Annotated in this window: 13 protein-coding genes; 6 read left to right on the top strand and 7 right to left on the bottom strand. The window is 49.2% G+C overall.

All coding sequences use genetic code 11. From position 1 onward, the window contains the following. Positions 1-8 precede the first annotated feature (8 nt). Positions 9-6,830 (top strand): Ig-like domain-containing protein, encoded by a 6,822-nt coding sequence (locus tag ICL07_RS21795; protein ID WP_188090163.1) that lies wholly within the window; start codon positions 9-11, stop codon positions 6,828-6,830. A gap of 10 nt (positions 6,831-6,840) precedes the next feature. Then, positions 6,841-7,755 (top strand): PorP/SprF family type IX secretion system membrane protein, encoded by a 915-nt coding sequence (locus ICL07_RS21790; RefSeq protein WP_188090162.1) that lies wholly within the window; start codon positions 6,841-6,843, stop codon positions 7,753-7,755. Positions 7,756-7,848: 93 nt separating this feature from the next. On the opposite strand, the gene ICL07_RS21785 is transcribed toward ICL07_RS21790, so the two are convergent. After that, positions 7,849-8,190, bottom strand: a complete 342-nt coding sequence (locus ICL07_RS21785) for a hypothetical protein (RefSeq protein WP_188090161.1) — start codon at positions 8,188-8,190, stop codon at positions 7,849-7,851. Positions 8,191-8,311: 121 nt separating this feature from the next. Between ICL07_RS21785 and ICL07_RS21780 the strand changes: the two genes are divergently transcribed. Next, the gene (locus tag ICL07_RS21780) at positions 8,312-8,932 is read left to right on the top strand and encodes a hypothetical protein (protein ID WP_188090160.1); all 621 of its coding nucleotides are present in this window, start codon (positions 8,312-8,314) and stop codon (positions 8,930-8,932) included. A gap of 27 nt (positions 8,933-8,959) precedes the next feature. Here ICL07_RS21780 and ICL07_RS21775 read toward each other — a convergent pair whose 3' ends face one another. The 4 genes from ICL07_RS21775 to ICL07_RS21760 all read right to left on the bottom strand — a co-directional run bounded on the left by ICL07_RS21775 (position 8,960) and on the right by ICL07_RS21760 (position 13,339). Further along, complete coding sequence (locus ICL07_RS21775; protein ID WP_188090159.1) at positions 8,960-9,682, bottom strand: DKNYY domain-containing protein; 723 nt, start codon at positions 9,680-9,682, stop codon at positions 8,960-8,962. 22 nt (positions 9,683-9,704) lie between these two features. Continuing rightward, entirely contained in the window at positions 9,705-10,331 is a 627-nt protein-coding gene (locus tag ICL07_RS21770) for a dihydrofolate reductase family protein (protein ID WP_188090158.1), read from the bottom strand. A 60-nt stretch (positions 10,332-10,391) separates the two neighbouring features. Beyond that, the gene (locus ICL07_RS21765) at positions 10,392-11,744 is read right to left on the bottom strand and encodes a carbohydrate porin (protein WP_246485130.1); all 1,353 of its coding nucleotides are present in this window, start codon (positions 11,742-11,744) and stop codon (positions 10,392-10,394) included. A gap of 122 nt (positions 11,745-11,866) precedes the next feature. Then, positions 11,867-13,339, bottom strand: coding sequence for an aminotransferase-like domain-containing protein (locus ICL07_RS21760; RefSeq protein ID WP_188090157.1), 1,473 nt, complete (start codon positions 13,337-13,339; stop codon positions 11,867-11,869). Positions 13,340-13,407: 68 nt separating this feature from the next. Here ICL07_RS21760 and ICL07_RS21755 point away from each other — a divergent pair, with 68 nt between their 5' ends. The 3 genes from ICL07_RS21755 to ICL07_RS21745 all read left to right on the top strand — a co-directional run bounded on the left by ICL07_RS21755 (position 13,408) and on the right by ICL07_RS21745 (position 19,691). Beyond that, a complete protein-coding gene (locus tag ICL07_RS21755; RefSeq protein WP_188090156.1) occupies positions 13,408-14,658 on the top strand; it encodes an MFS transporter in 1,251 nt (416 codons plus the stop codon). 289 nt (positions 14,659-14,947) lie between these two features. Next, positions 14,948-18,202, top strand: coding sequence for a SusC/RagA family TonB-linked outer membrane protein (locus ICL07_RS21750; protein ID WP_188090155.1), 3,255 nt, complete (start codon positions 14,948-14,950; stop codon positions 18,200-18,202). 10 nt (positions 18,203-18,212) lie between these two features. Further along, the gene (locus ICL07_RS21745) at positions 18,213-19,691 is read left to right on the top strand and encodes a SusD/RagB family nutrient-binding outer membrane lipoprotein (protein WP_188090154.1); all 1,479 of its coding nucleotides are present in this window, start codon (positions 18,213-18,215) and stop codon (positions 19,689-19,691) included. 108 nt (positions 19,692-19,799) lie between these two features. On the opposite strand, the gene ICL07_RS21740 is transcribed toward ICL07_RS21745, so the two are convergent. After that, positions 19,800-21,323 carry a redoxin domain-containing protein gene (locus tag ICL07_RS21740; RefSeq protein ID WP_188090153.1) on the bottom strand — a complete coding sequence of 508 codons (1,524 nt, stop codon included), beginning with the start codon at positions 21,321-21,323 and terminating at the stop codon, positions 19,800-19,802. Between the two features lie 9 nt (positions 21,324-21,332). Then, positions 21,333-22,862 (bottom strand): RagB/SusD family nutrient uptake outer membrane protein, encoded by a 1,530-nt coding sequence (locus tag ICL07_RS21735; RefSeq protein WP_188090152.1) that lies wholly within the window; start codon positions 22,860-22,862, stop codon positions 21,333-21,335.

Genomic DNA, 22,862 nt, shown 5'->3' with positions numbered 1-22,862 from the left:
AGCGTTATATGAAAAAAAGCTATACCTGGAATATCCGGCTATTCCTGCTCACCTGCGTAGTAATGCTTTGCAGTGTGCAGGCACTGGCACAGTACACCCTTACCCAGCTTGAAGCCGGCGGCGTTTACACCGCGGTAGCCAAAGACAACGCCGATAACGTATATGCTACCCGTTATAATCCTACTACCAAACTTTACGACGTTGTAAAGTTCCAGGGAGGCGCCGGTACCGGCTCCGTCGTTTATGCCGGTCTTACCCATGGCACCAATGGTCAGTTTGACGCCCCCTGGGGAATTGCGGTCAACTCCGGTGGAGTTATTTTTATACTCAATTCCTTTGAGTCTGAAAACGGGCAGATCATCCGGCTTCGGCCACCCTATAATTCCCCCGAAGTAGTGCAAAAAGGCAGGTACTTTACCGCCATCACCGTAGATAATACTGACAACATTTATACGCTGGAATGGGATGGTGGTTCCAGGTACCAGGTAATGCAGTATAAAAAGGACATTGAACACCTGTCGGGCTATCTGATTAGCAGCGGTGTTCCCCTTCCCGGCGGTGGTGCCAGTTACCCCTGGGGAATAGCCATTACCTCCACTAAAGACATTTATATCACCGACTTCCTCGAAAACAACGGTGGAGGTGTGTTTAAACTCAGTTGGCCTGTCTACAACGCTACCCCGCTGCTAACCGGCAAAAATGTGACCGCGCTGGCGGTGGACAAGGCAGATAATCTTTATACCACAGAATTAGCAACACCTACTACTTCCCGTATAGTGAAGTATACAGACCCAACAAAGGCGGGAACAGAGGTTGACGCCAGCTTAACCGCCAGTGCTCCCTCCTATGCCCTGGGACTGGCAGTAGTCAATAACGGCACCGTCTTCGCCGGAGACGGCGCAGCGCCGGGCAACGGGCGGCTGCTCAAACTGCTCGCTCCCACGACTGTAGCCAGTATCACGAGGATGAATCCCGATCCCACCAATGCGGGTACGGTTCATTTTAAAGTGGTATACGCCGACAATGTTACCGGCGTTACCACTAATGCTTTTACTGTAAAATCCACCGGTAATTTATCTCCGGCGCCGGCTGTTACCGGTGTTTCTGGTTCAGGCACCACCTATGATGTGGCCGTTAACACCGGTACCGGTAATGGCGCGGGTAGTGTTCAGCTGGAAGCAGGTTCCACCGGGATTACCCCGGCTATTGGCAATGTTCCCTATACAGGAGAAACGTATAACATCGACAGAATGCCACCTGCCGTGTCATTCACATCAGTTCCCCTTCTTATAACCAACGGGCAGACAGCCAACTTCCGCTTTACGGCAAATAAACCGAATGTGGTTTATCAGGGCAAACTGGATAACGGCGCCTCCAACAACGTTACCAGTCCGGTTAGCTTAACAGGACTGACAGAAGGCACACACACCTATTCCGTTTCCGGCACAGACGCGGTTGGAAACATTTCTGCCAACGCCGTACATACCTGGACGATAGATCTGACCCCTCCTGCTGTACAAAGTGTATCCCTGCCCGCACCAGGCACCTATCATATCGGACAGGCATTAGACTTTACCGTGAATATGAGCGAAATAGTGTATCCTAATGTTAATCTCACGCCTGACGCCACCAGCTCCCCTTACCTGGAAATAACCATCGGTTCCGTAACGAGGAAGGCCTATTACCATGCAGGTGCCGCCACCAATGCATGGACTTTCAGATATACCATTACCGATGGCGACAATGATGCAGACGGCATCCAGGCAGGCAATACACTATACACTAATGGCATTATTCTAACCGACGCCGTTGCTAACAGTATCGCCCCTACGTTGAATAACATAGCCGGTAATATTGTAAAAGTCACCAGTAAACGGCCGGTAGTCACTTTCGGCACGCCGGTGATCATTAATGCAACAACGGTGCGCATGCCGGTATCGTTCGATGAACCTGTCACCGGGCTTAGCGCTACCGGCATCTCGGCGCTGGGTGCTCCTAACGGTATCACCGTGACTAATTTCACACCGAATAAAACGACGGTTACCGATAACTATACCTTCGACATGTGGTTCCAGCCGAACAATAAAGGCACTATATCGGTGAGATTATATCCCAACGTTGTCACCAGTGTTACCACACAGAATACGAACCTGATGGCTGACGCGCCGAACTTCACTTTTGATAATACCGTACCGGTAGTAACTTCTGTGAATCTACCGGCAGATAGTTATTATAAAGCAGGACAGACATTGATTTTCACGGTCAACTTCAGCAAACCGCTGACCGTCAACGCCGGCCCCAGCCTGCTGTACCTTCCGGTCACCATTGGATCTACCACTGTACGGGCGCTTTATCAGAGCGGTTCCGGTAGCTCCGCGCTTACATTTGCCTATACGGTGCAGGCAGGAGATAATGACGCAGATGGTATTGCACTGAACCAGCCTTTGGTAGATGCAGGAGGAAGACTAAGCGATGGTTATGGCAATGCCACCAATCCCGCGTTAAATGGTGTGGGTAGTTCCGCTGGTATAAAAGTCAATACCATTATACCCAATGTTACTATCTCAACCGCTGCTGTATCCCCGGTTAATGGTACTTTCACCGCTGATATTACCTTCACTGACCCTGTAACCGGCTTGCTGGCCAGTGCGTTTACGGCCACCAATGCGTCGGTTGACAACCTCAGTACTTCAGACAACATTCATTATACTATCGATGTAACACCCGCTACCGACGGTCCGGTTAAATTATCCCTGCCAGCCGGAGCTGTGCAGAATATAGGCGGCAACGACAACAACGCCTCCAATGAATTGCAACTGACGGCCGACTTTACATCCCCCACCGTAGTGGCGGTAACCGGCCCTGGAGATGGTTATTATAATGAAACGAAAAAACTCACCTTCACGGTAGTATTCAGTGAAGTGGTGCAGGTAAATACAGCCGGGGGTACGCCATATATGGCCATCAACCTCTCCTCCGGCGTAGTACCGGCGGCTTATATGAGTGGTTCCGGCACAAACACGCTCACCTTCGGCTATCCCATACAGCCCCAGGATGACGCCCCGAACGGCATCACCCTGGGCGGGGGTATCTCCCTGGGCGGTGGTGGATTGATCGCCGACCAGGCCGGCAACAACGCCGTCCTGGTGTTGAGTAATGTACCCGATTTCAAAAATGTAATCGTTAACACTACCCATCCTACTGTCATCCTGACCTCCGCCGCACCGGCATTGGTCAATGGCGCCTTTGACGTAACGATTACCTTCAGTGAAAAAGTTACCGGGCTTTCAACGGCAGGTATTGCGGTTACCAATGGCACGATGACTAATTTAAGAACGACCGGCGGCATCATCTATACGCTCACTATTACGCCTATCGCAGACGGTAATATCACTATTGCAATACCTGCTGATAAAGCTACCAATATAGCGGACAATGGTAATATCGCCTCTAATGTGTTACAGCGCACGGCAGACATCACCGCGCCGGTGCTGCAAAACCTTAAAGTACCCGCCAACGGATGGTATAAAACCGGCGATCAGCTGTTTTTTGAACTGACCTACAATAAGACTGTTCAAATCAACACAGGTACCCCTTCTATCGCGTTGCAGATTGGTCAGGCAAATGTGCAGGCCACTTATGCCGCCGGTAACGGTACCAACAAACTCATCTTCCGTTATATCGTGAAAAACGGAGATCAGGACATGGACGGCATCGCCTATACGAACATTCTGACAGGCGATATCACCGACATCGCCGGAAATGCCGTCCCTGCGGCTATACCGGCTATATCCACCAGCAACGTATTGGTGAATACCATTGCTCCGGTAACGACAAAAGTAACTTTACCAACAGATGGCTACTATAACGCCACCCATACGCTGACATTCACGGTGGACTTTAATGAGCCGGTAACAGTTACCGGTACGCCTTCCCTGCCGGTGATCATTGGTACTAACATTGCGAGTGCCAGGTATACCGGCGGATCAGGAACAAACACCCTCTCGTTTAAATATGCCGTGCAGAACGGGGATCTGGACATGGACGGCATCGACATCGGTCCTTTGCTGTCCCTTAATGGCGGCAGCATTAAAGACCCGGCAGGACTGGATGCCGTGCTGACGCTGAATGGCATACAGAATAGCCATTTGGTAAAGGTGAACACTACGCACACTACCGTTATACTGTCTACTACAACTACCCAGGTAAATGCTCCGTTTACGGTCAATGCCGTGTTCGGTGAGGCCGTTACAGGACTGACAACCGGGGATATCAACGTCACCAATGGCCAGGTCAGCAACCTGCAAACTTCGGATAACATTACCTATACATTCGCCGTCACACCGGTTACCGACGGTAGTATTAGCATCTTCATACCCGCCGATGCGGCCGTCAATATCGGAGCCAATGGTAACCAGCTGTCCAATACCCTCAGCGTGATAGCCGATGCAACCGCACCGGTATTGCAAAACCTCAAAGTACCCGCCAATGGCTGGTACAAAACCGGTGATCAGCTTGACTTTGAGCTGACCTACAATGAAGCTGTTCAAATCAACAGCGGCATCCCTTCTATCGGGTTACAGATTGGTCAGGCAAATGCAGAGGCTACCTATACCGCCGGTACCGGCACCAACAAACTGACCTTCCGCTATACCGTGAAAGACGGTGATCAGGACATGAACGGCATCGCCTATACGAACCGCGTAACAGGAAACATCACCGATCTGGCAGGAAATGCTGCACCAGCAGCCATACCCGTTATAGCCACCAACAATGTACTGGTGAACACCATTCCGCCGGTTACCACGAAAGTAACCTTACCGGCAGATGGTTACTATAATGCCACAAAAACGCTGACATTTGCGGTCACCTTCAATGAGCCGGTAACCGTTACCGGTACACCTTCCCTTCCGGTGATCATTGGTACCGGCACCGTGGGTGCTACCTATACCGGCGGCTCCGGTACTACCGCACTCTCGTTTAGCTACACCGTTCAGAACGGAGATACAGACATGGACGGTATCGACCTGGGCGCCGCCCTGCTGCTCAATGGCGGCACCGTCAAAGATCCGGCAGGACTGGATGCCGTACTGACGTTGAATGGCATACAGAATACGCATAAGGTAAATATCAATACTACACATCCTGCAGCGACACTAACTACCACGGCTACCCGTGTGAACGCGCCGTTTACCGTGAAAGCTGTATTCAGCGAGGCCGTTACAGGAATGGGACTCAGTGGTATCAGGGTCACCAATGGTACCGCCAGCGCGTTACAAACTATTGATAACATTACCTACACCTTCACCGTAGCACCTGCTACCGATGGCAATGTCAGTGTATTTGTAGCCGCAGATGCTGCTAATAATATTGGCAGCAACGGTAACCAGGTTTCCAATACACTTTCCATCACGGCCGATATGACAGCTCCGGTAGTGGCTGCCGGCCAGCAGTTTAACATCAACCAGTATAGTGCTGCCGGTACTGAAATCGGGCATATAGCCGCTACCGATGCATCCGGCATACTCCAAAACTGGAGCATTGTTTCTGATCTGTCCGGCGCCTTCAGCATAGATCCTATCACCGGTAAGCTGAGTGTAAAAGATGCCACGCTGCTGAATAAACAGGTCAACACCACGGTTAAGATATCCGTTACCGTTAGCGACGGGCTGAATACCGGCACTGCACAGGAGGTGAAGATCAGTGTAATATATGTGCCGCTGGCGCCTACTGCAATTGCGATCGATCGTGCTGCAGTGAGCGAAAATCTGCCGGCAGGTTCGGTAGTAGGTAAATTTACCACCACTACGCCGGAACCCGGAGCGACTTTCACCTACACCCTTGTATCCGGTAGCGGCGATGATGACAATAACAGCTTCGGTATCGTGGGCGATCAATTGCAGACCAATGCGGTACTGGTATATGCCACGAAGCATACTTATAGCGTAAGAATCCGTACCACTCAAAACAACGGGTTATTTACGGAGAAAGCATTCGTTGTTCAGGTATTGCAGGTCAACCAGGCGCCTACCCTGGACATCGTCCCCGACCAGGCTATGTGTAACATCACGGATAAACAAACCTACCAGCTTACAGGCGCTTCTCCGGTAGAAGCCGGTCAGACGCTGCGTTATGCCGTACAATCCGACAAGGACTTCTTCAGTACACTCAGCGTAGATGCAGCCGGTCTTCTCTCCTATAGCCTGAAATCAAATGTAAGCGGTATCGCACATATCACCGTAACCGTAAAAGACAACGGCGGTACCGCCAACGGTGGCGTAGATACGCTTCGCCGCACCTTCACGCTCACCGTGAACGCCCTGCCACAGATCAGCATCACCCCGGATAAAACAGGTGATATCTCCAAAGGAGATATCATAACGCTGACTGCTACCGGTGGTAACAGCTACAGCTGGAGCCCCGCTACGGGTATCCTCGACGGTCAACAAACTGCCACCCTACGGATCAGGGCTTTACAGCCTGCTACCTACGAAGTAACCGCTACCAACACATACGGGTGTACGAATACACAGCAGATCCATATCAACGTGGTATCCGACTTCAAGGTAGATGCGACCAACATCCTTACGCCCAATGGTGACGGCAAAAATGACAGATGGGTAATCCGCAACCTGGATAGCTATCCCAATAACGAGGTGACTATTTACGACCGTACCGGCCGCGTCATCTTCCATCGCAGGAATTACAGCAATGACTGGGATGGCACACTCAACGGCCACCCGCTCGCGGAAGGCACCTATTATTACCTGCTGAAAATGGATGGTACCGATAAAGTGGCTAAAGGATTCATTACCATCATCAGGGACTAACAATAACATCATGATAAAGACATTATATACATCGCTCCTTTTATTTACCGGTATGTGTTTGTCCCTGGCGCTCCAGGGACAGAACTTCGGTAATTCACAGGCATTGCTGGAACCTTCCGGTACGCAGTATTTCCACAACCAATACCTCGCCAATCCGGCGATGGCAGGTCTGGATACAGGACTGCATGTAAACGCGGCCTATCGTAACCAGTGGAATGGAATGAACGGCGCACCGGTCACCAAGTTCCTCTCTGCAGACATACAGGCGACAGATCGCATGGGCCTGGGTATGAACATCTTCAACGATGTAGCGGGTCTGATCAACCGCACCCGCGTAGCCCTCTCCTACGCCTACCGTATCCCGCTGGGACAACGGCGGCAGCAGCTGAGCTTCGGGCTCTCTGCTGTATGGAACGTACAACGCCTCGATCTGAAGACCGTCAACGGTGACATGAATGATCCTTCCTTCGGCGCTTTCAACCGCCGCGACAACTATTTTGAAGCGGAATACGGTATGGCCTATACGGACCAGCACCTGAATATACAGGCATCGTTGCCCAATATCCGGAATCTGGTCACCCACCGCGATGAAGGTGTAAACGGCGGCAGCATCTTTTTCTCTGCCGTGTCTTACCGGTTCCTGCCGGAAGGCAGCGTGCTCTCTGTGATAGAACCGAAGCTGTGTTTCCGGGGTGTGAGAGGTTATGACAATATCCTGGATGCCGGTTTAAAGCTGGTTTTCCTGGAAAAGGTAGCCAATTTCATGGTGATGTACCATAGCTCACAAAACGTCACCACCGGTATAGGCGTCAACGTTATGAAAACACTGGGTATCCAGGCCATGTATACCTTTCAGACCGGTGGACTTAAAACTTATGTGAATGGTACCTATGAAATAGGCGCTACGCTTCATCTTTTTAAGTAAGTCACTATCCGTTAAAATAAAAGCGGCTGCCTGGTCATCCGGGCAGCCGCTTTGGTTTTGCGGTCAAATATTATTTACAATTCAGGATTCATTTTATTTCTCCAGCCGCAGGTCTATATGTTGCTCTATGTCTACCAGGTTCAGCAAACATCCTTTTACCAATGGTTGCCAGCCAGCATTCAAGGCATACAAAATCACTTGTCTCACCACATAACCAGTGATAATCAGTCCTTGTTTCAAATAATGAACCTGCTCTCCATCTTTGGTAGTTCCTACGGGTACGGAGTGATAGCTAAAATTGGCTGTTAATAAATTGCCCTGTTGTTTCATTGGGACTACGCAAAGACTCAGCCATCCATCATTACCGGTTACGTTCCAGACGTATTTCTTTCCCTCCACTGTAATTTTTCTATGTCCCTTTTTAGGCAATGTCATGCGTCATGGCTGGCTTTAAACCCCGACAAATATAGTATTAAAATTCTTCAATCAACTTTTGTTATCTTAGGATGGTGAAACTCAAGCAGGAAACAACAAAAAGGACAACGTCGACACCTATATGAAAGCAGCATTTTATTCTCACACACAATTTCTCGGCACTATCGACTTGAAAATAACAGATGAATCTATGGGTGTAGTGGGTGGAATACTTACCCCAACGAGTGAATACTTTGCTTTACAGGCCATATTCAGAAAATGTGCGGGTGCGCATAACGCAGAGATTGAACAACTGGTATTGAATATTCAACTGGAAAATGGTTGTTTCCTGCATGCCGTTGGAGGATACTCCATCCTGGACGCAGCAGCATTTCCGGACGAAATTAGCATTGAGGTGGTGGGGTCCAACTTTTTTACTTTTTTTGACGCTATTGATAATAGCAACAGGCCATTTGTTTTTCCCCCATGGTATCCATTAACGATTGAGACTAAGTTAGCTATTGAAAAAGGATTAAGCAGGGAAACCGGACTATTTTTACAGGATCATCAGTTCTTAGCCCTGGCACAGCATGGACCCAATGACGATGTTCTGTTCTATGTAGCCGGTAACAGCGACTGCTCATTTGCAGTCATACGCCTTACGAGGACAGGCAGGCCGGAAACAGACCCAAGGTATCCGATGATCCGGTTTTATCAAAGCTTTGATGATTTTAAAAAAGGTTTCTCTTTCGAGGCACGGTAATAGCTAAGCTGCGCAGCTCCTGATATTCTACGCCATCCATTCATTAAACTCCTCCTCCGACACCGTCTCCCCAAAATGGTAAAAAGCCCGTTTGTCTTTCGCCAGCGATACCTGGTTGTTCACTATTTCAAACGTATCGTAGTCGGCATTTGCCAGAACGGTATCCTGTGCATAGATATTACGGGCATCGCGCCCGTAGTTGAAGTTAAGCGCCTCAAACGTCGCCGGATCGGCCTTCTTCAGCTTCTTCCCCCGCCAAAGCACATATTGCTTGTCTTTCGCATAACAGGTATCAATAGTGGTGAACGTATCGGTATCGATACCTTTGATGGCTACCGGCTTTTGTGAATAGTATTCCATCATCCACAATCCGTTTTTATCTTTTGCGTAAGACGTTATCTTTTCCTGCCGGTTATTGGTATGGATGATATAACCGGTATCCAGTACGGTAAAAGTATCATAGTCCACTTTTTTATCGATACCGGCGAGGTTATAGATATATTGTTTGTCTTTCGCGAAATAGATGTTCAGCACTTCAAATGTTTCGGGGTCTGCGCCTTTGTATACCTCTCCCAGGCGGTAACAATTATTTTTATCTTTCGCAAATCCCAGCTGGCAAACGAATGTCTCCCGATCTGCATTTTTGATGGGATAAACATTGTAACAGACTTTCGTTCCATCGATGATGTAATAGTTATTTCCCGGCGGGAGGTCCTTTAAAGACGGGAGTATGGCGGGTTGGGTCCACATGATCAGGTTAATTACATACTAATTACGGTTTCTTCGTTAACTTGTACCTGATATGGGTTGTTAAGTCTGATGGTATCACTTCCATGATTTGAACATCATACATACTTTTGTCCATACCTTCAAACAACCGGATACCGCTTCCCAAAAAAATAGGCGCAATATGAATAAAAAATTCGTCTATCAGGCCGGCATGAAGAAATTGCTGGATCGTATTGGCGCCGCCTTGTATTCTGATATCTTTTCCTTTGGCTGATTGTTTTGCTTTTTCCAGGGCGCTTTGTATGCCGTCGTTGATAAAATAAAAAGCGGTGGTGCCTTTTTGTATCCAGGGCTCCCGTTTTTCGTGTGTCAGCACATAAACGTCTGCCTTATATAAATCCTCTTTCCAATGCACTTCCCCTTCTTCAAACATACGTTTTCCCATAATGTATGCGCCTGTTCTGGCAAACACGTCGTTAATCAGTTTACCATCCGGCCCATCTTCTTCACCGTGGCCTTCCATATTGATGTTTTTCCAGAATGCCTTTTGTTTATACATCCACTTATGCATGGAAGGTCCATTGTCTCCCATGGGATTGGCCGGACTTCTGTGGTCACCTGCTAAAAAACCGTCCAGCGATATGCCGCTGTCAAAAATTATTTTGCTCATAAACTTGTGTTAGATGATGGATTTAAAATGATATTGTAAGATAATTTTTTTCCCGTGTAGTTAGAACATAATATGTCCCCGTAGACCGAAAACATGCACGGGACCTCTGTCTTTATTATACCCTGGATTATTGACAAACTGATAGTCTACCGTCAACTGAAAAAAACGGTTGAGCCGGGCATTATAATATGCTTCGAGAATTGCCTCGTGGCCATAATGCAGCCGTCCATCGCCAAGGATGAAGCCATAGCCGCCGCCGGCCAGAAAGTCCCGGTGCTCCGGGGAGATGGCATTCACCACAGCTGCGATGCCCACCACATCACCGGGTCTTTTCCATTTGGCGCCTTTGGATACCAGGCCACCACTAACGGTTCTGTCGACTTCCGTGAACGCCCAGGTGGCATATCTGCCATCATTCCAGCCTACGCGGCAGAAAACACCCAGGTTATCATTCAGTTCCTGATCGACATTCAGACCCAGCCCATATTTATGACCACCGAACGATGTATTTTCCGAAGCGCCGCGAATTACATTCAAAAGGAAGGTATCCTTACTTGCCAGGGCGTCGATCCCTTCTTTATAGGAAGGCGCCCGGGAATAGGTGCCGCTGGCCGAGCAACGGATGGTACCGGAGCGTTTACCGAACTGTAGTTTATGTTCAAATTCGATGGTTTCCGAGTGGGCATTGATATTATATTCCATCAGGTGGTAGTTGGCTATTTCAGGCACAGCTACCGTGGAGAAACGTATGGCATACTTCGGTTTGATCAGTTCCACCACCACACCTTCGGTATATCCCCGGGTGTTGGCCGGGTAGTCCCAGGCACTGTTGGCCCACACCGACCAGTTAAAGAACTGCGTTCTCGGGTCTTTTGCATAGGCATTGTTATCATAAAAATCATCGATAGAAAACTTACCCGCGCTGACCGTAATCCGGCTCGACGGCAGGTGGCCACCTACCTGATTCACATCGTCCGTTACGGCTTCACTTGCATCGCCCAGGCGGAAATGCTGCTGGAGGTAAGCCCTTGCGATGAACACCTGTGGCTGCACAGCGCCTACGCGGTACGTTTCCCCGTTCAGTGCTCCGGCCACGCCGGCAGCGGAGCTAAGCCCCTTGCCACCGGATACCTCCGGATTAAAATAAACGGCCGCCCCTTTCCATAATCTCCGGCCAATGAACAACGTAGCGGTGAGGCTCTGGGCAGAGGGTTCCACGGTATCTGCCAGGCTGTTATCGCCCCTATAGGGAGATTTAAACCCCGAGTGCTGCTGTGCGATCACCGTTGTCTGAAAATGGAAGCTCCAGTTCGATGCGTGCGCCGTGCTGTAGCCACCGTTTTGGGCGCCCGCTATCGGTATGAAACGGAACAAGGCGACCATAACCATCACTATTTTTTGTTCGATTGCCATAAGAAAGGATTCCAGGGTTATGCATATTGCCATCAACGGCGTTGCGAAATTAGTCAATCCACAGAAAGTCGTTATTAGCGCAACAACAGAATTTTCTTAGAAATCCATTAGAAAACCGGGATTCAAATGATCTTCTTTAACACCGCTATGCTTTTTTCCAGCTGATCGATGGTAGAAGAGCCGAACCCCAGACGGGTAGCGTTTTCATGAAAGCCCGGGTATTTGTGCAGGTTCCCGTTTGACAGGTACAAATCCCGGCGCAATGCTTTTTGGGCCATTTTTTCAAGGTTAATGGCTTTGTCAAACCGGGCCCATACGGTCAATCCGCCTTCGGGGATATCAAACCGGATTTTATCTCCTAATTGCTGTGCGAGTTTTTCGCAGAAAAAATCCCTGCGTGCCTGGTATACGGTCATGGCCTTTCGCAGGTACCGCTGTATCGTTCCTTCTCTTAACAACTCTGCCATAGCGTATTCCAGGATTTGATCCCCCTGCCGGTCCAGCAATAGCCGTACCTGGCTCAAATGATCGATGACGTTTTCAGCAGCTACCAGGTAGCCTATACGAAATGCGGGCGATAAGCTCTTGCTGAAAGAGCCGCAATGAATTACCATACCGTGTTTATCGGCCGCCGCCAATGGGAACAACGGACGCCGCTGGTAATGGAAATCAAAATCGTTTTCATCTTCGAAGATGATAAACTTATATTTCTCCGCCAGTTGCAGCAGTTGTGTTCTTCGTTCTACCGACAGCGTAACCGTGGTGGGATAATGGTGGTAAGGAGTAACGTATACCATCCTCACCCTGGTTTTACGGCAAATCTCCGCCAGCGCTTCCACCACGATACCGTGACGGTCAACCGGTATGCCGATGTGTTTTGCCCGGTAGTGCACAAAGATATCTTCCGCCCTGATTTTGCCGGGAATACCGGACACGATGACATCCCCCGGACTGATCAGGCCATTACATACCAGGTTAATGCCCATAATAGTTCCCCGTATAGATAACAGATTACCGGAGCGGGTGTTTAGTCCCCTGGTATGATTGAGATAGGCTGATAACGCCTGCGTGTAATAGACTGCCCCTTCCGGGTAATTATAACGGCCAAATTTATCGTATATGCCTCCCCGGGTAAGTTGGGCCCGGTAAGAGCGGTATAGCTCTTTCAAAGGCGCTAAATGCGGGTCAGGAAACCCATCATCCAGGTGCAGGGTGGTATTGGGGATATTCAGCTGATGATTGATGTAGCCCATAGCCGGAATGGAAAATCCCGCTACCTTCTCGGGCGGTTTGGCCGGGCGACTGTTATCCGGGCGGACTTCCGGAATATGTGCTGAGACAAAAGTGCCTTTCCCTACCAGCCTGTTCAGCCATCCCTGGGCTTGAAGATCGTCCAGTGCGCGGGTAACCGTTACCCTGTTGATTGTTAAGAGCTGTGCCATTTCCCGCGAACCCGGAATTTCCTGTCCCCTGTGGAGGCGGCCCTCTTTTATCATCCACATGATGGCATCCGATAATTGCAGGTAAACCGGCTTTTTTACAGCCCGCTTTATTTTTATCTCCTTAAATAATTGCTGTACAAATGGACTACTCATTATCTCGGTGATGGACTACAAATATAGTCCATTGACGCGGTAGTTTTGCGCTACCAACAGATTATCAAATGAAACTACTGAAGAAGGAAAATGAACGGATTTGCACTATCATGGCTTTTGCACTGATTCCCATATCCGGTTTTGCGATCGATGTATACATCCCCTCTTTTCCCAACATGGTGCAAGATCTGCATACGACTGCGGCGATGATAAAACTCACGATGACGGTTTACCTGATCAGCTACGGGCTCTCACAACTGTTGCTGGGCAGCCTGGTGGATAGTTACGGCAGATACCACATTAACCTGGCGGCATTAACCGTATTCACTTTGAGTAATATCGGCATCATATTGACCAGCAGTTTACCCCTGATATTGTTTTTAAGAGGTATACAGGGTATTGCAATAGCGCTGATCATGGTATCCAGGCGGGTGTTTTTTATAGATGTGTATACCGGCGAGAAGAGAGCCCAATATACCAGTATGCTGAATGTTGTTTGGTCTACCGCCCCTATCATTGCTCCTTTTGCCGGCGGTTATCTGCAGACAGCCTTCGGCTGGCGGTCTAATTTCTACTTCCTGGCGGTTTATGGTTTGGTGATGTTATTGTTTGAACTGATCTATGGCGGGGAGACAATTAAGGAGCGAATGACCTTTCATCCGCGGACGATATGGAATACCTATAAGACGCTGTTCTCCACCATGGATTTCAGTCTGGGTATGGTGATACTGGGGCTTAGTTATGGTATGGTGATGGTATTCGGCATGACCATTCCCTTTATCGTAGAACAGGGTTTTCACGCATCGCCGGTAGTGACAGGGTACTGCGCATTAGGCTCAGGGGCCGCCATTTTCACCGGGGGACTACTGGCTAAACGTTACATCAAAAAGCCATTCCTGCATAAACTGGTTATTGCCAATGGTGCACAATTAGGAATAGCGCTGCTGATGTATGTAGCCGGTGGTATATATATGAGCATAGCATCGATTATGGTATTCGTAGTATTCATACACTCGTTCCAGGGATTTACGTACAACAGTTATTTTACCTACTGCGTAACCAGGTTTCCCCAATATGCAGCCACGGCGAGCGGTCTTGTCAGTGGCGGGTCTTATATTATCTTTTCCATTGCCAGCTTCCTGATTACAAGCGTCATCACTATACGAAATCAGCAGTCTCTTTCACTTAGCTATATCCTGCTTATTGTAGCCACTTCCATTATACTGTGGCGGGTAAGCAGCGCCTTAAAAAAACAACCCGCTGCGGTGAATACCACCAATAGCGCAGGTTTGCGCACGATGTCCGGAATTGATCAATAACCCCGTTTTAGATAAACAGGCCGCGAACTGCGGCCTGTCTGCAAAACGGCCTTGTTTGGACGGCAAAATCATGAAAAGAATAAATATTTTACAGCGTTTATTTCACTATCTTTAAAACAGACGAACCTTTTACCTGTAGCCCGTTTGCAACCCAATTGCAGTAAGAAAACCCAGTACCAAAACAAGACCTTACGCAGCTATTCATTTTTTTCAACGAAAAACCCAAGACAATTATGACTCAAGCATAATGACCGGTCCCTCTATATTTTTCAACCAAATCTAAACCATTATGAAAAAGACATTGTGTCTTATTGCCATTCTCATGGCAATCACCCTCCTATTGCCTGCACAGCAGCGGCAGGTAACAGGGAAAGTGACAGGTAACAACGGGCCTGTTCCTTTCGCCAGCGTTCAGCTCAAAGGCGCCAGTTCCGGCGCTATTACAGACCAACAGGGGAATTTCAAACTACAGGTGTCAGGCAGGGATGCCGTGCTGGTAGTCCGAAGTATCGGATACCTGCTCAAAGAAATCCCTGTAGGCGATGCCAGCAGCTTCAACATTGAACTGCAGCCCGATGACAAGACCATGCAGGAAGTCGTAGTAACAGCCCTCAACGTAAAAAGAGAAAAGAAATCACTCGGTTACTCCGTACAGGAAGTAAAAGGTGCGGAACTGACCGAATCAAAGGATGCCAATTTTATCAACGCGCTCAGCGGAAAAGTAGCCGGTATACAGGTTACAGGTTCTTCCGGAAATATGGGCGGTTCTGCCAGGATCACGATCCGTGGTATCAATTCCATCTTTGGTAACAACAATCCGTTGTTCGTGGTAGATGGTGTTCCGATGGACAACAGCTTTTTTACCGGCAGCGACCCCGCTACGGGCCTGGACCAGGAACGTGGTCGCGGTGGATACGATTATGGTAACGCCATTCAGGATATCAATCCGAATGATATTGAGTCCTTATCCGTATTGAAAGGCGCCGCCGCCTCTGCGTTGTATGGTACCCGTGGTTCCAACGGGGTGATTGCCATCACCACCAAAAAATCCAAATCCGGCGTTGGCAGCGGTATCGGTGTTAGTTACAACTTTGGTGCACAGATGGAAAAAGTGTACATCATGCCCCGATACCAGAATGAATATGGTGGTGGGTATAAATTCACCAAGCTGTATGTGAAAGAACATCCGGAAGGTTTTAAAGACGGGAAAGCCAGCTATGATGATAATGACGGGAAAGGTCCGTATGACCTGGTGCCTGACTATGAGCCCGATGTTTCCTGGGGACCAAAGCTGGATGGCAGGCTGGTTCGGCACTTCTGGTCCTGGGATCCCAACAAACAAAACCCTGATTTCGGCGTATCCGCTCCCTGGGAACCGCATCCCAACAATAACCGCAGCTTCTTTGAAACCGGCCTCACACTGACCAATAATATAGCCGTTACCGGTAGTAATGAAAAAGGCGCTTTCAGGATGGCTTACACTAACCTGGATCAGAAATACGTTTTGCCCAACTCCAAACTTAAACGCAATTCCCTCAGTTTTAACGGTAACTATTCCATCTCGTCCCGGCTGGAAGCCTTTATAGGCGTGAACTATGTTAGCACCAGCGCCCTGGGCAGGCCCGGCACCGGCTACCATGGCAGAAACGTGATGCAGGGTTTTACCGAATTCGGTCACCGCGACTGGGATATGAACAAACTAAAAAATTACGCCTATGACTATGATGGTTCCCAGGTTTCCTGGAACCGCGGCGCCTGGGACGATCAGCCGCCCAGGTATACCGACAACCCTTACTGGACGCGGTATAAGAACTATGAAACCGACCGCCGTGACCGCGTATTCGGTAACGCAGGCGTTAACTTCAAAATCACCGATTACCTGAGTGTTACCGGTAAATTCATGACCGACTTCTATACCGACAGCCGGCAGGAAAGAGTAGCGATTGGTTCGCAGGGTATCGCCTCCTATCTTGAAGCCACCCGTTTTGTAAAAGAGAACAACTACGAAGGACGTATTAATTTTAATCATAGTATCGGCAGCCGTTTCTCGATATCAGCCTTTGCCGGTATTAACCGGCGGGAGAACTATCTCAAATTCACCGGTGGTGAAAGTAAAGACGGTTTAAACATCGATGGGTGGTATAACCTGGCCAATTCCCGGCAGCCGGCCCGGACTTATGACCGGGTGGAAAAGCTGCGTGAAAATGCGGTTTTCGGCAGCGCCTCACTGGGTTACCAAGGTACCCTTTACCTGGATGTTACCGGTAGAAATGAGTGGTCCAGCACCTTACCGGCCGCCCACAACTCCTACTTCTTCCCTTCTGTATCCGGATCGTTTGTGTTCTCCGAAGTAGGGACACTCAAGAACTCGGGCTGGTTGTCTTTCGGTAAACTACGGCTCGGATGGGCGCAGGTCGGTAAAGGCACCCTTCCCTACAGTACTGCACTGGCCTATCTGGCAGAAGAAAACTTTGGTTCCACCGCCAATATTACGGTCCCCGACCGACTGAACAATGCCAACATCAAACCTGAGATCACTACAGAAGTGGAAGCCGGGCTGGAACTGCGTTTCCTGCATAACAGGCTGGGCGTGGACCTCAGTGTGTACGATAAAAAATCGAAAGACCAGATCATACCACTGACGATATCCGCCTCCTCCGGTTATACCTCCGCCATCATCAACGCGGGGCTGATCCGGAACAAAGGTTTTGAGCTGGCGCTGACCGGCATGCCCGTGAGTACCAAAAGCGGTTTCACCTGGGAGCTGGGTTTTAACATCGCCCGCAACCGCAATAAAATTGAGAAGTTGTACGACAATCCGGAGAAAGGTATACGGGTAACCAACCTGCTGTTGGCCAACGCCCCGTTTGCCGTATCTGTGAATGCCCGCGAAGGAGAAACCTATGGCTCTATCGTGGGTTATGCCATCAAGCGGGATGCTAACGGTAACAAGCTTGTAGGAAGCGATGGGTTTTATATCAGGGCAGATAATCAGTCCGTGCTGGGCAACGTATTGCCTGATTATACCGGCGGGTTCTCCACCTTATTCAGCTACAGGGGTGTGTCACTGGGCGTCAACTTCGACTTCCAGGTAGGTGGCCAGTATTTCTCCACCACTACCATGTTTGGCCGCCAGTCCGGTATACTGGCTGAAACCGCCGAAAACGGTATCCGGGAGAAAGGCACTATCGCAGAAGGCTATACGGAAGATGGCAAGGTAAATACAAAAGTGATCTCCGCCTATGATCATTTTAATAACAACAACGGATATGTGGTACAGGAACTGGACATGTGGGATGCCGGTTATCTCTACCTGAAAGAGATCAACCTGGGATACACTTTTGAGAAATCGTTTGTATCCGCGTTGCGGCTGCAGAAACTCCGTCTTTCTGTTTCCGCCAGGAACGTATGGCTGATCAGCACTGCCAACCCGCATCTTGATCCCACCAACCTGGCTATATCCGCCGGTAACGTACAGGGCATAGAAGCCGCTGCCCTGCCCTCTGTACGGTCCTTCGGTGTTAACTTATCCGTTTCCTTCTAAAAAACAAGCCATGAAAAAGACCTTCTATAAGCACCTGTATATCGCGTCAGTATTGATGCTGCTGTTGGCAGGCTGCACCAAAAAGTTCGATGAGATCAACCAGGACCCCAATAATCCTAAAACAACCGATCCGGGTTATCTGCTGGTTTCTGCTGAGAAAAAAGCGATGGATAATATTCTGAATGAATGGAACAATGGCCGTACGGGCATGCATTATGCCCAGTACTGGTCGGCCACCACGTATTCCAATGAAAGCCGCTACCAGATCCGGGAGAACGTGAACAACACCTTCTGGAATATCATGTATGCCGGTACCCTCAAAGATCTGAACGAGATCATTAAGATCAATACAACCAAACCATTCGATTATTCCGTTAACCAGATCGCTATCGCGGAAATCCTGAAAGTATGGACCTATCATATGCTGGTGGATGTGTATGAAGACATTCCCTATAAATCGTCGCTAGGTGGCCTGGAACGGCCTGGCAGTCAATATGACAAGGCAATCGACATCTACACTGATCTTTTAAAAATACTCGGTGAACAGGTCACCAAACTGGATGTTTCCCAACCATCGTTCCCTGCTAAAACGGATATCATCTACGGCGGAGACGTCAATAAATGGAAACGTTTCGCCAATTCCCTCCGTCTCCGTATAGCCATCCGGGTAAGTGATGTGGCATCCATGGGAACGCTGGTCAACAAAGCCATCAACGATGCCGTTACCTCCGGCGTATTTACCTCCAACGCAGATAATGCCCTGTTCCGCTATGTAGACGCGCCGCCGAACAACAATCCGCTGAACGAGTCCTTTAAATCACGCGTAGACTTCTGTATGTGTAAAACGATGGTCGACTATATGCAGGATACCAAAGACCCGCGATTACCCATTTATGCCGCCCCTGCAAAAGGGAGTGGTAAATATATCGGAAAAGCATACGGCTTAAACCAGCAAAACGGGGAAACCATTCCCAACAGCGCCGTTTCCCTGCCCGGCAGCGCCGTGCTGGATGCCAAATCGCCCGGTGTGTACCTGGACTATGCCGAAGTGGAATTTATCCTGGCTGAAGCAATAGAACGGAATATACTCTCCGGCTCCGCCGAAGAGCACTACAAAAAGGGCATCAGGGCCTCCCTGGAATACCAGGGTGTAGCAGCTTCCGACGTGGACAGCTATATCGCCGGTGTACCTTACAATGGCGGTCAATGGAAAAACGTGATCGGTACCCAAAAGTGGATCGCCCTTTATATGCAGGGACTGGAAGGCTGGTTTGAAAGGCTTCGCCTCGATATCAAAAAGCCCAATGGACAAGATTTGTTTGTAGCGCCGGTAGATGGTTCCCTGGACCGCGAGGTAACGATGGTACCCACCCGCATGACCTATCCCGTAGATGAACAACAGCTGAACAAAGCTAATTACGATAAGGCAGTGCAGTCTATCGGCGGGAAAGACAGTAAAGCAGGCAAACATTTCTGGGATCTTTATTAATAAACTTTTGAGGATATAGAGACGGTCATCAAAAGCGGGCCGGTCTTCGCAGGAAGGCCGGCCTCGCTATTGGTTCAATGGTTGGTTTTATTCATTTTACCGAAGACGTTATTTCTCCAGCAAAGAGCTGATCATTAGCTCCAGCGTACGTCCGTTGCTGCCATCTGTCCGGAAATCCGTGAACACCATTTGCCCGTTCTGGTCAATCAGGAAGTTGGTAGGCTCGCCTCTGACTTTATAGTCTTTTTGTGCGGTGCCTTCGCCATCCCGCAGCGGGATAAACGAATAACCGGTTCCACTCATGAAAGGTTTGACATAGGGGTCCTGGTCGGTCGCTACGTTGATGCCCACATAGGCTACTTTTTCTTTACTGAATTTATTGATCACTTCCTGAAAATGCGGGAACTCTCCCCGGCAAGGTCCACAACCCGGAAACCAGAATGTGAGCAGTACCACCTTTCCGCTAAGGTCTTTCAGGCTTAGGTTACCAGCTTTCAGGTACTGAGGCAGATCAAATGCCGGCGCAGGTTTCATCGTTTTAGACCTTATCTCCCAGACATCTGTCATGACCTGTTGCCCGTTCTTACCCAGTACTGCTGCGTATTGGTCGATGGCTGACCTGATGTTATCGGTAGGGTCTTTCGCGAACACCGCCACCAGACCTTTATAGGCATCGTCTGTTTTACCCAACCCATGGGCTGCCTGTGCCTTGAGCAAAGCGAGGGTATTGGTTAGACTGGAATAACGGGGCAGCCGTACATTTTCCAACAGCGTAGCCGCCTGCTGGTATTGTTTTGCTCCGAGGGCCTGCCGTATGGACAGGAACTTCCGGGCCAGCGTATCCTGTGATTTCCAGCCTTCGAGGTTAGCCAGATTCTCTGCTAACTGCACTGCTTTGGCAGGATCAGTATTTATATAAACACTGAATAATCCCTGCATACCGCCTGACGACCAACTGAATTTCTCCGGCGGGTACAATGTGCGCAGTTGCTCATATACTTTTATTTTCTCGATGGTATCGTTTGACCTGGTAGCCAGCCAGTATAACCCCTGGGCTCCTCTTTCACTTTGAGGGAAACGTTTGGCCAGGTCATATAAACTGCTGCGCCATTTAGCCGGGTCCGTCTCTTCAAAATTCATAGCATGATAGAAGGCGTATGAAGGATTATCAGGATCGGCTTCAGCGGCCTTCCTCATATATTCTATTCCGTTTGTCTGGTCTCCCCAGCGTTCAGCATCAAATGCTAAATCGAGCCATGCCGCAGCCAGCTTAGGGTCCAGCTTCACTGCCTTCAACAGGTAGGTCCTGGCTTTGGGACTTTCCCCATCAGCGAACGCTTCACCGATAGCATAAGGAACAGTGGCCGAGCGGGGAAACTGTTTCATCCAGGTGGCATATTGGCCCTGCAGTAAGGAAACTACGGAGTCTGTGTTGCGGAAGGAAGCATTGGGAATGCTCTTCTTAAAAGCAGCGATAAACTGATGATGTACATTCAGGCTATCCGGAGTTTTAGCCACAGCAGCACGTAGCTGCTGCAGATCATCTGTTGCTTTTTTCGTTTGCCCGTAAACGTGATGGGCCCCTCCGAATCCAAACAGCAGACAGCAAGCTAAAATGGTTTTTGTTTTCATATATGCAGTTTAGTATTTATTCTGTTCAATAAGACCATTGCTGGAAATAATCTCCGTATTGGGCACAGGCGCCGCAAAACGCCGTGAGTTTTTCGGCAGCGTATAGGTTTGCGGTGGTTGGCTCATATCCACCTGCGCACTGTTATATGGATAAAAGACGCGGCTTAAAGTTACATCATCATTTGGATCGTCGTTGTTGTTGAACCGGCGGATATCGAACCAACGTTGGGAAAACGGCATTTCCCGGCGACGTTCTTCCAGTATTTGTTTTAAAGCATCATTTTTATCGGTTGCTGTCAGGTTCACCCAGGGACCAGGCTTCATCCTTGCGGTACGCAAGGTATTAACGGCGGTCATGGCATTACCGGGATCTCCCAGCCGGGCGAGGCATTCCGCCTTGATCAGCAACATTTCCGCCACCGTTGGTCCGGATGGAATTCTGTCCTTGAAGAAAAAGATATAACCCGGATAGCTATACGCTGGTTTGATCAGCCCGCGATCGTAGGAATAGTTTTGTACCATATGATAGGTGTAACGCAGATCGTGTGCCTGGTCATACAGGTTCAGCAAGGCTTCGGAAGGAATGTACCACCAGGATTCATGATTCAGCATCCGGAAGTAGAGGAATTCTTTCCAACCGATCATATCCGTCATATCACTCTGATTGTTGTGGGTATACGGATACTGGATGGTGACTGTTTTCGCCTCCGCGGTGCCGGGATTGATCGTCAGGGTTTGGTCCCTGCCATACTTCATTTCGGTATTGTAGTTCACCAGCCGGTCATATTCTGCGAGGGCTGCTTCCGCATATTTACGCGCTTCCGCATAGTTGTTACGGTTCAGGTAGTAACGCGCCGCAAAACCATTCACTCCCGCTTTACTCGCCCGCCAATGACGCGGTACCCCATTCTGCACCAGTGGTACGGATGTTTTCAGAGCTTCCGCCAGGTCACTTTCAATTTGGGCATATACCTTATCCAGTGGTTGCCTTGCCACCGGTTCGTCAAAACTGGTGGTTAATTTCAACGGCAGCCCCGCCTCCTGCTTGTTGGCATCTGTATAGGGCAGACAATAGGTGTTAGCCAATACCCAATAGCTGTAGGCCCGGATAAAATGCGCATCTGCGCGGATAGCTGCTTTTACGTCTTCAGGGCCGGTTACCTTGTCAACGTAAGCCAATGCCATATTAGCATTGAAAATCTTTTTATACTCGTTGCTCCAGAAAGACTCCCGGTTATCATTGGCCAGGTACAGATTATCCCAGAGATAAAACTGAACCGCAGCCATGGAGAAAGTACCCGGCCGGGCATTATACAGCGGGATGGGCAGGCCGGCGTCATCGGTGCTGTAAATAGCAGTGCGGTTGCCTTCCGAATAAAAATTACCATAGTTATTTAACAGCGCAGAAAGCTGGTCTGTATTAGTGACCACCAGGGACGAAGTTTTGGATATGGGTTCATCCAGGAATTTGGTGCAGGAACTGACCAAACCCACCAAAGCGACGCCCGTGAATAAACGTTGTATGTGTTTTGAGAACAT

It is taken from the genome of Chitinophaga qingshengii (genome assembly GCF_014529935.1).
Taxonomy (GTDB): Bacteria; Bacteroidota; Bacteroidia; order Chitinophagales; family Chitinophagaceae; genus Chitinophaga; species Chitinophaga qingshengii.
The sequence above is the reverse complement of the archived record's forward strand: the minus strand, read 5'-3'. Positions and strand labels throughout refer to the sequence as shown.

Coding starts and splice junctions, on each gene's coding strand:
- ICL07_RS21735 (WP_188090152.1), bottom strand. CDS start 22,862: ATGTTCTCAAAACACATACAACGTTTATTCACGGGCGTCGCTTTGGTG.
- ICL07_RS21740 (WP_188090153.1), bottom strand. CDS start 21,323: ATGAAAACAAAAACCATTTTAGCTTGCTGTCTGCTGTTTGGATTCGGA.
- ICL07_RS21790 (WP_188090162.1), top strand. CDS start 6,841: ATGATAAAGACATTATATACATCGCTCCTTTTATTTACCGGTATGTGT.
- ICL07_RS21750 (WP_188090155.1), top strand. CDS start 14,948: ATGAAAAAGACATTGTGTCTTATTGCCATTCTCATGGCAATCACCCTC.
- ICL07_RS21770 (WP_188090158.1), bottom strand. CDS start 10,331: ATGAGCAAAATAATTTTTGACAGCGGCATATCGCTGGACGGTTTTTTA.
- ICL07_RS21785 (WP_188090161.1), bottom strand. CDS start 8,190: ATGACATTGCCTAAAAAGGGACATAGAAAAATTACAGTGGAGGGAAAG.
- ICL07_RS21745 (WP_188090154.1), top strand. CDS start 18,213: ATGAAAAAGACCTTCTATAAGCACCTGTATATCGCGTCAGTATTGATG.
- ICL07_RS21760 (WP_188090157.1), bottom strand. CDS start 13,339: ATGAGTAGTCCATTTGTACAGCAATTATTTAAGGAGATAAAAATAAAG.
- ICL07_RS21755 (WP_188090156.1), top strand. CDS start 13,408: ATGAAACTACTGAAGAAGGAAAATGAACGGATTTGCACTATCATGGCT.
- ICL07_RS21780 (WP_188090160.1), top strand. CDS start 8,312: ATGAAAGCAGCATTTTATTCTCACACACAATTTCTCGGCACTATCGAC.
- ICL07_RS21765 (WP_246485130.1), bottom strand. CDS start 11,744: ATGGCAATCGAACAAAAAATAGTGATGGTTATGGTCGCCTTGTTCCGT.
- ICL07_RS21795 (WP_188090163.1), top strand. CDS start 9: ATGAAAAAAAGCTATACCTGGAATATCCGGCTATTCCTGCTCACCTGC.
- ICL07_RS21775 (WP_188090159.1), bottom strand. CDS start 9,682: ATGTGGACCCAACCCGCCATACTCCCGTCTTTAAAGGACCTCCCGCCG.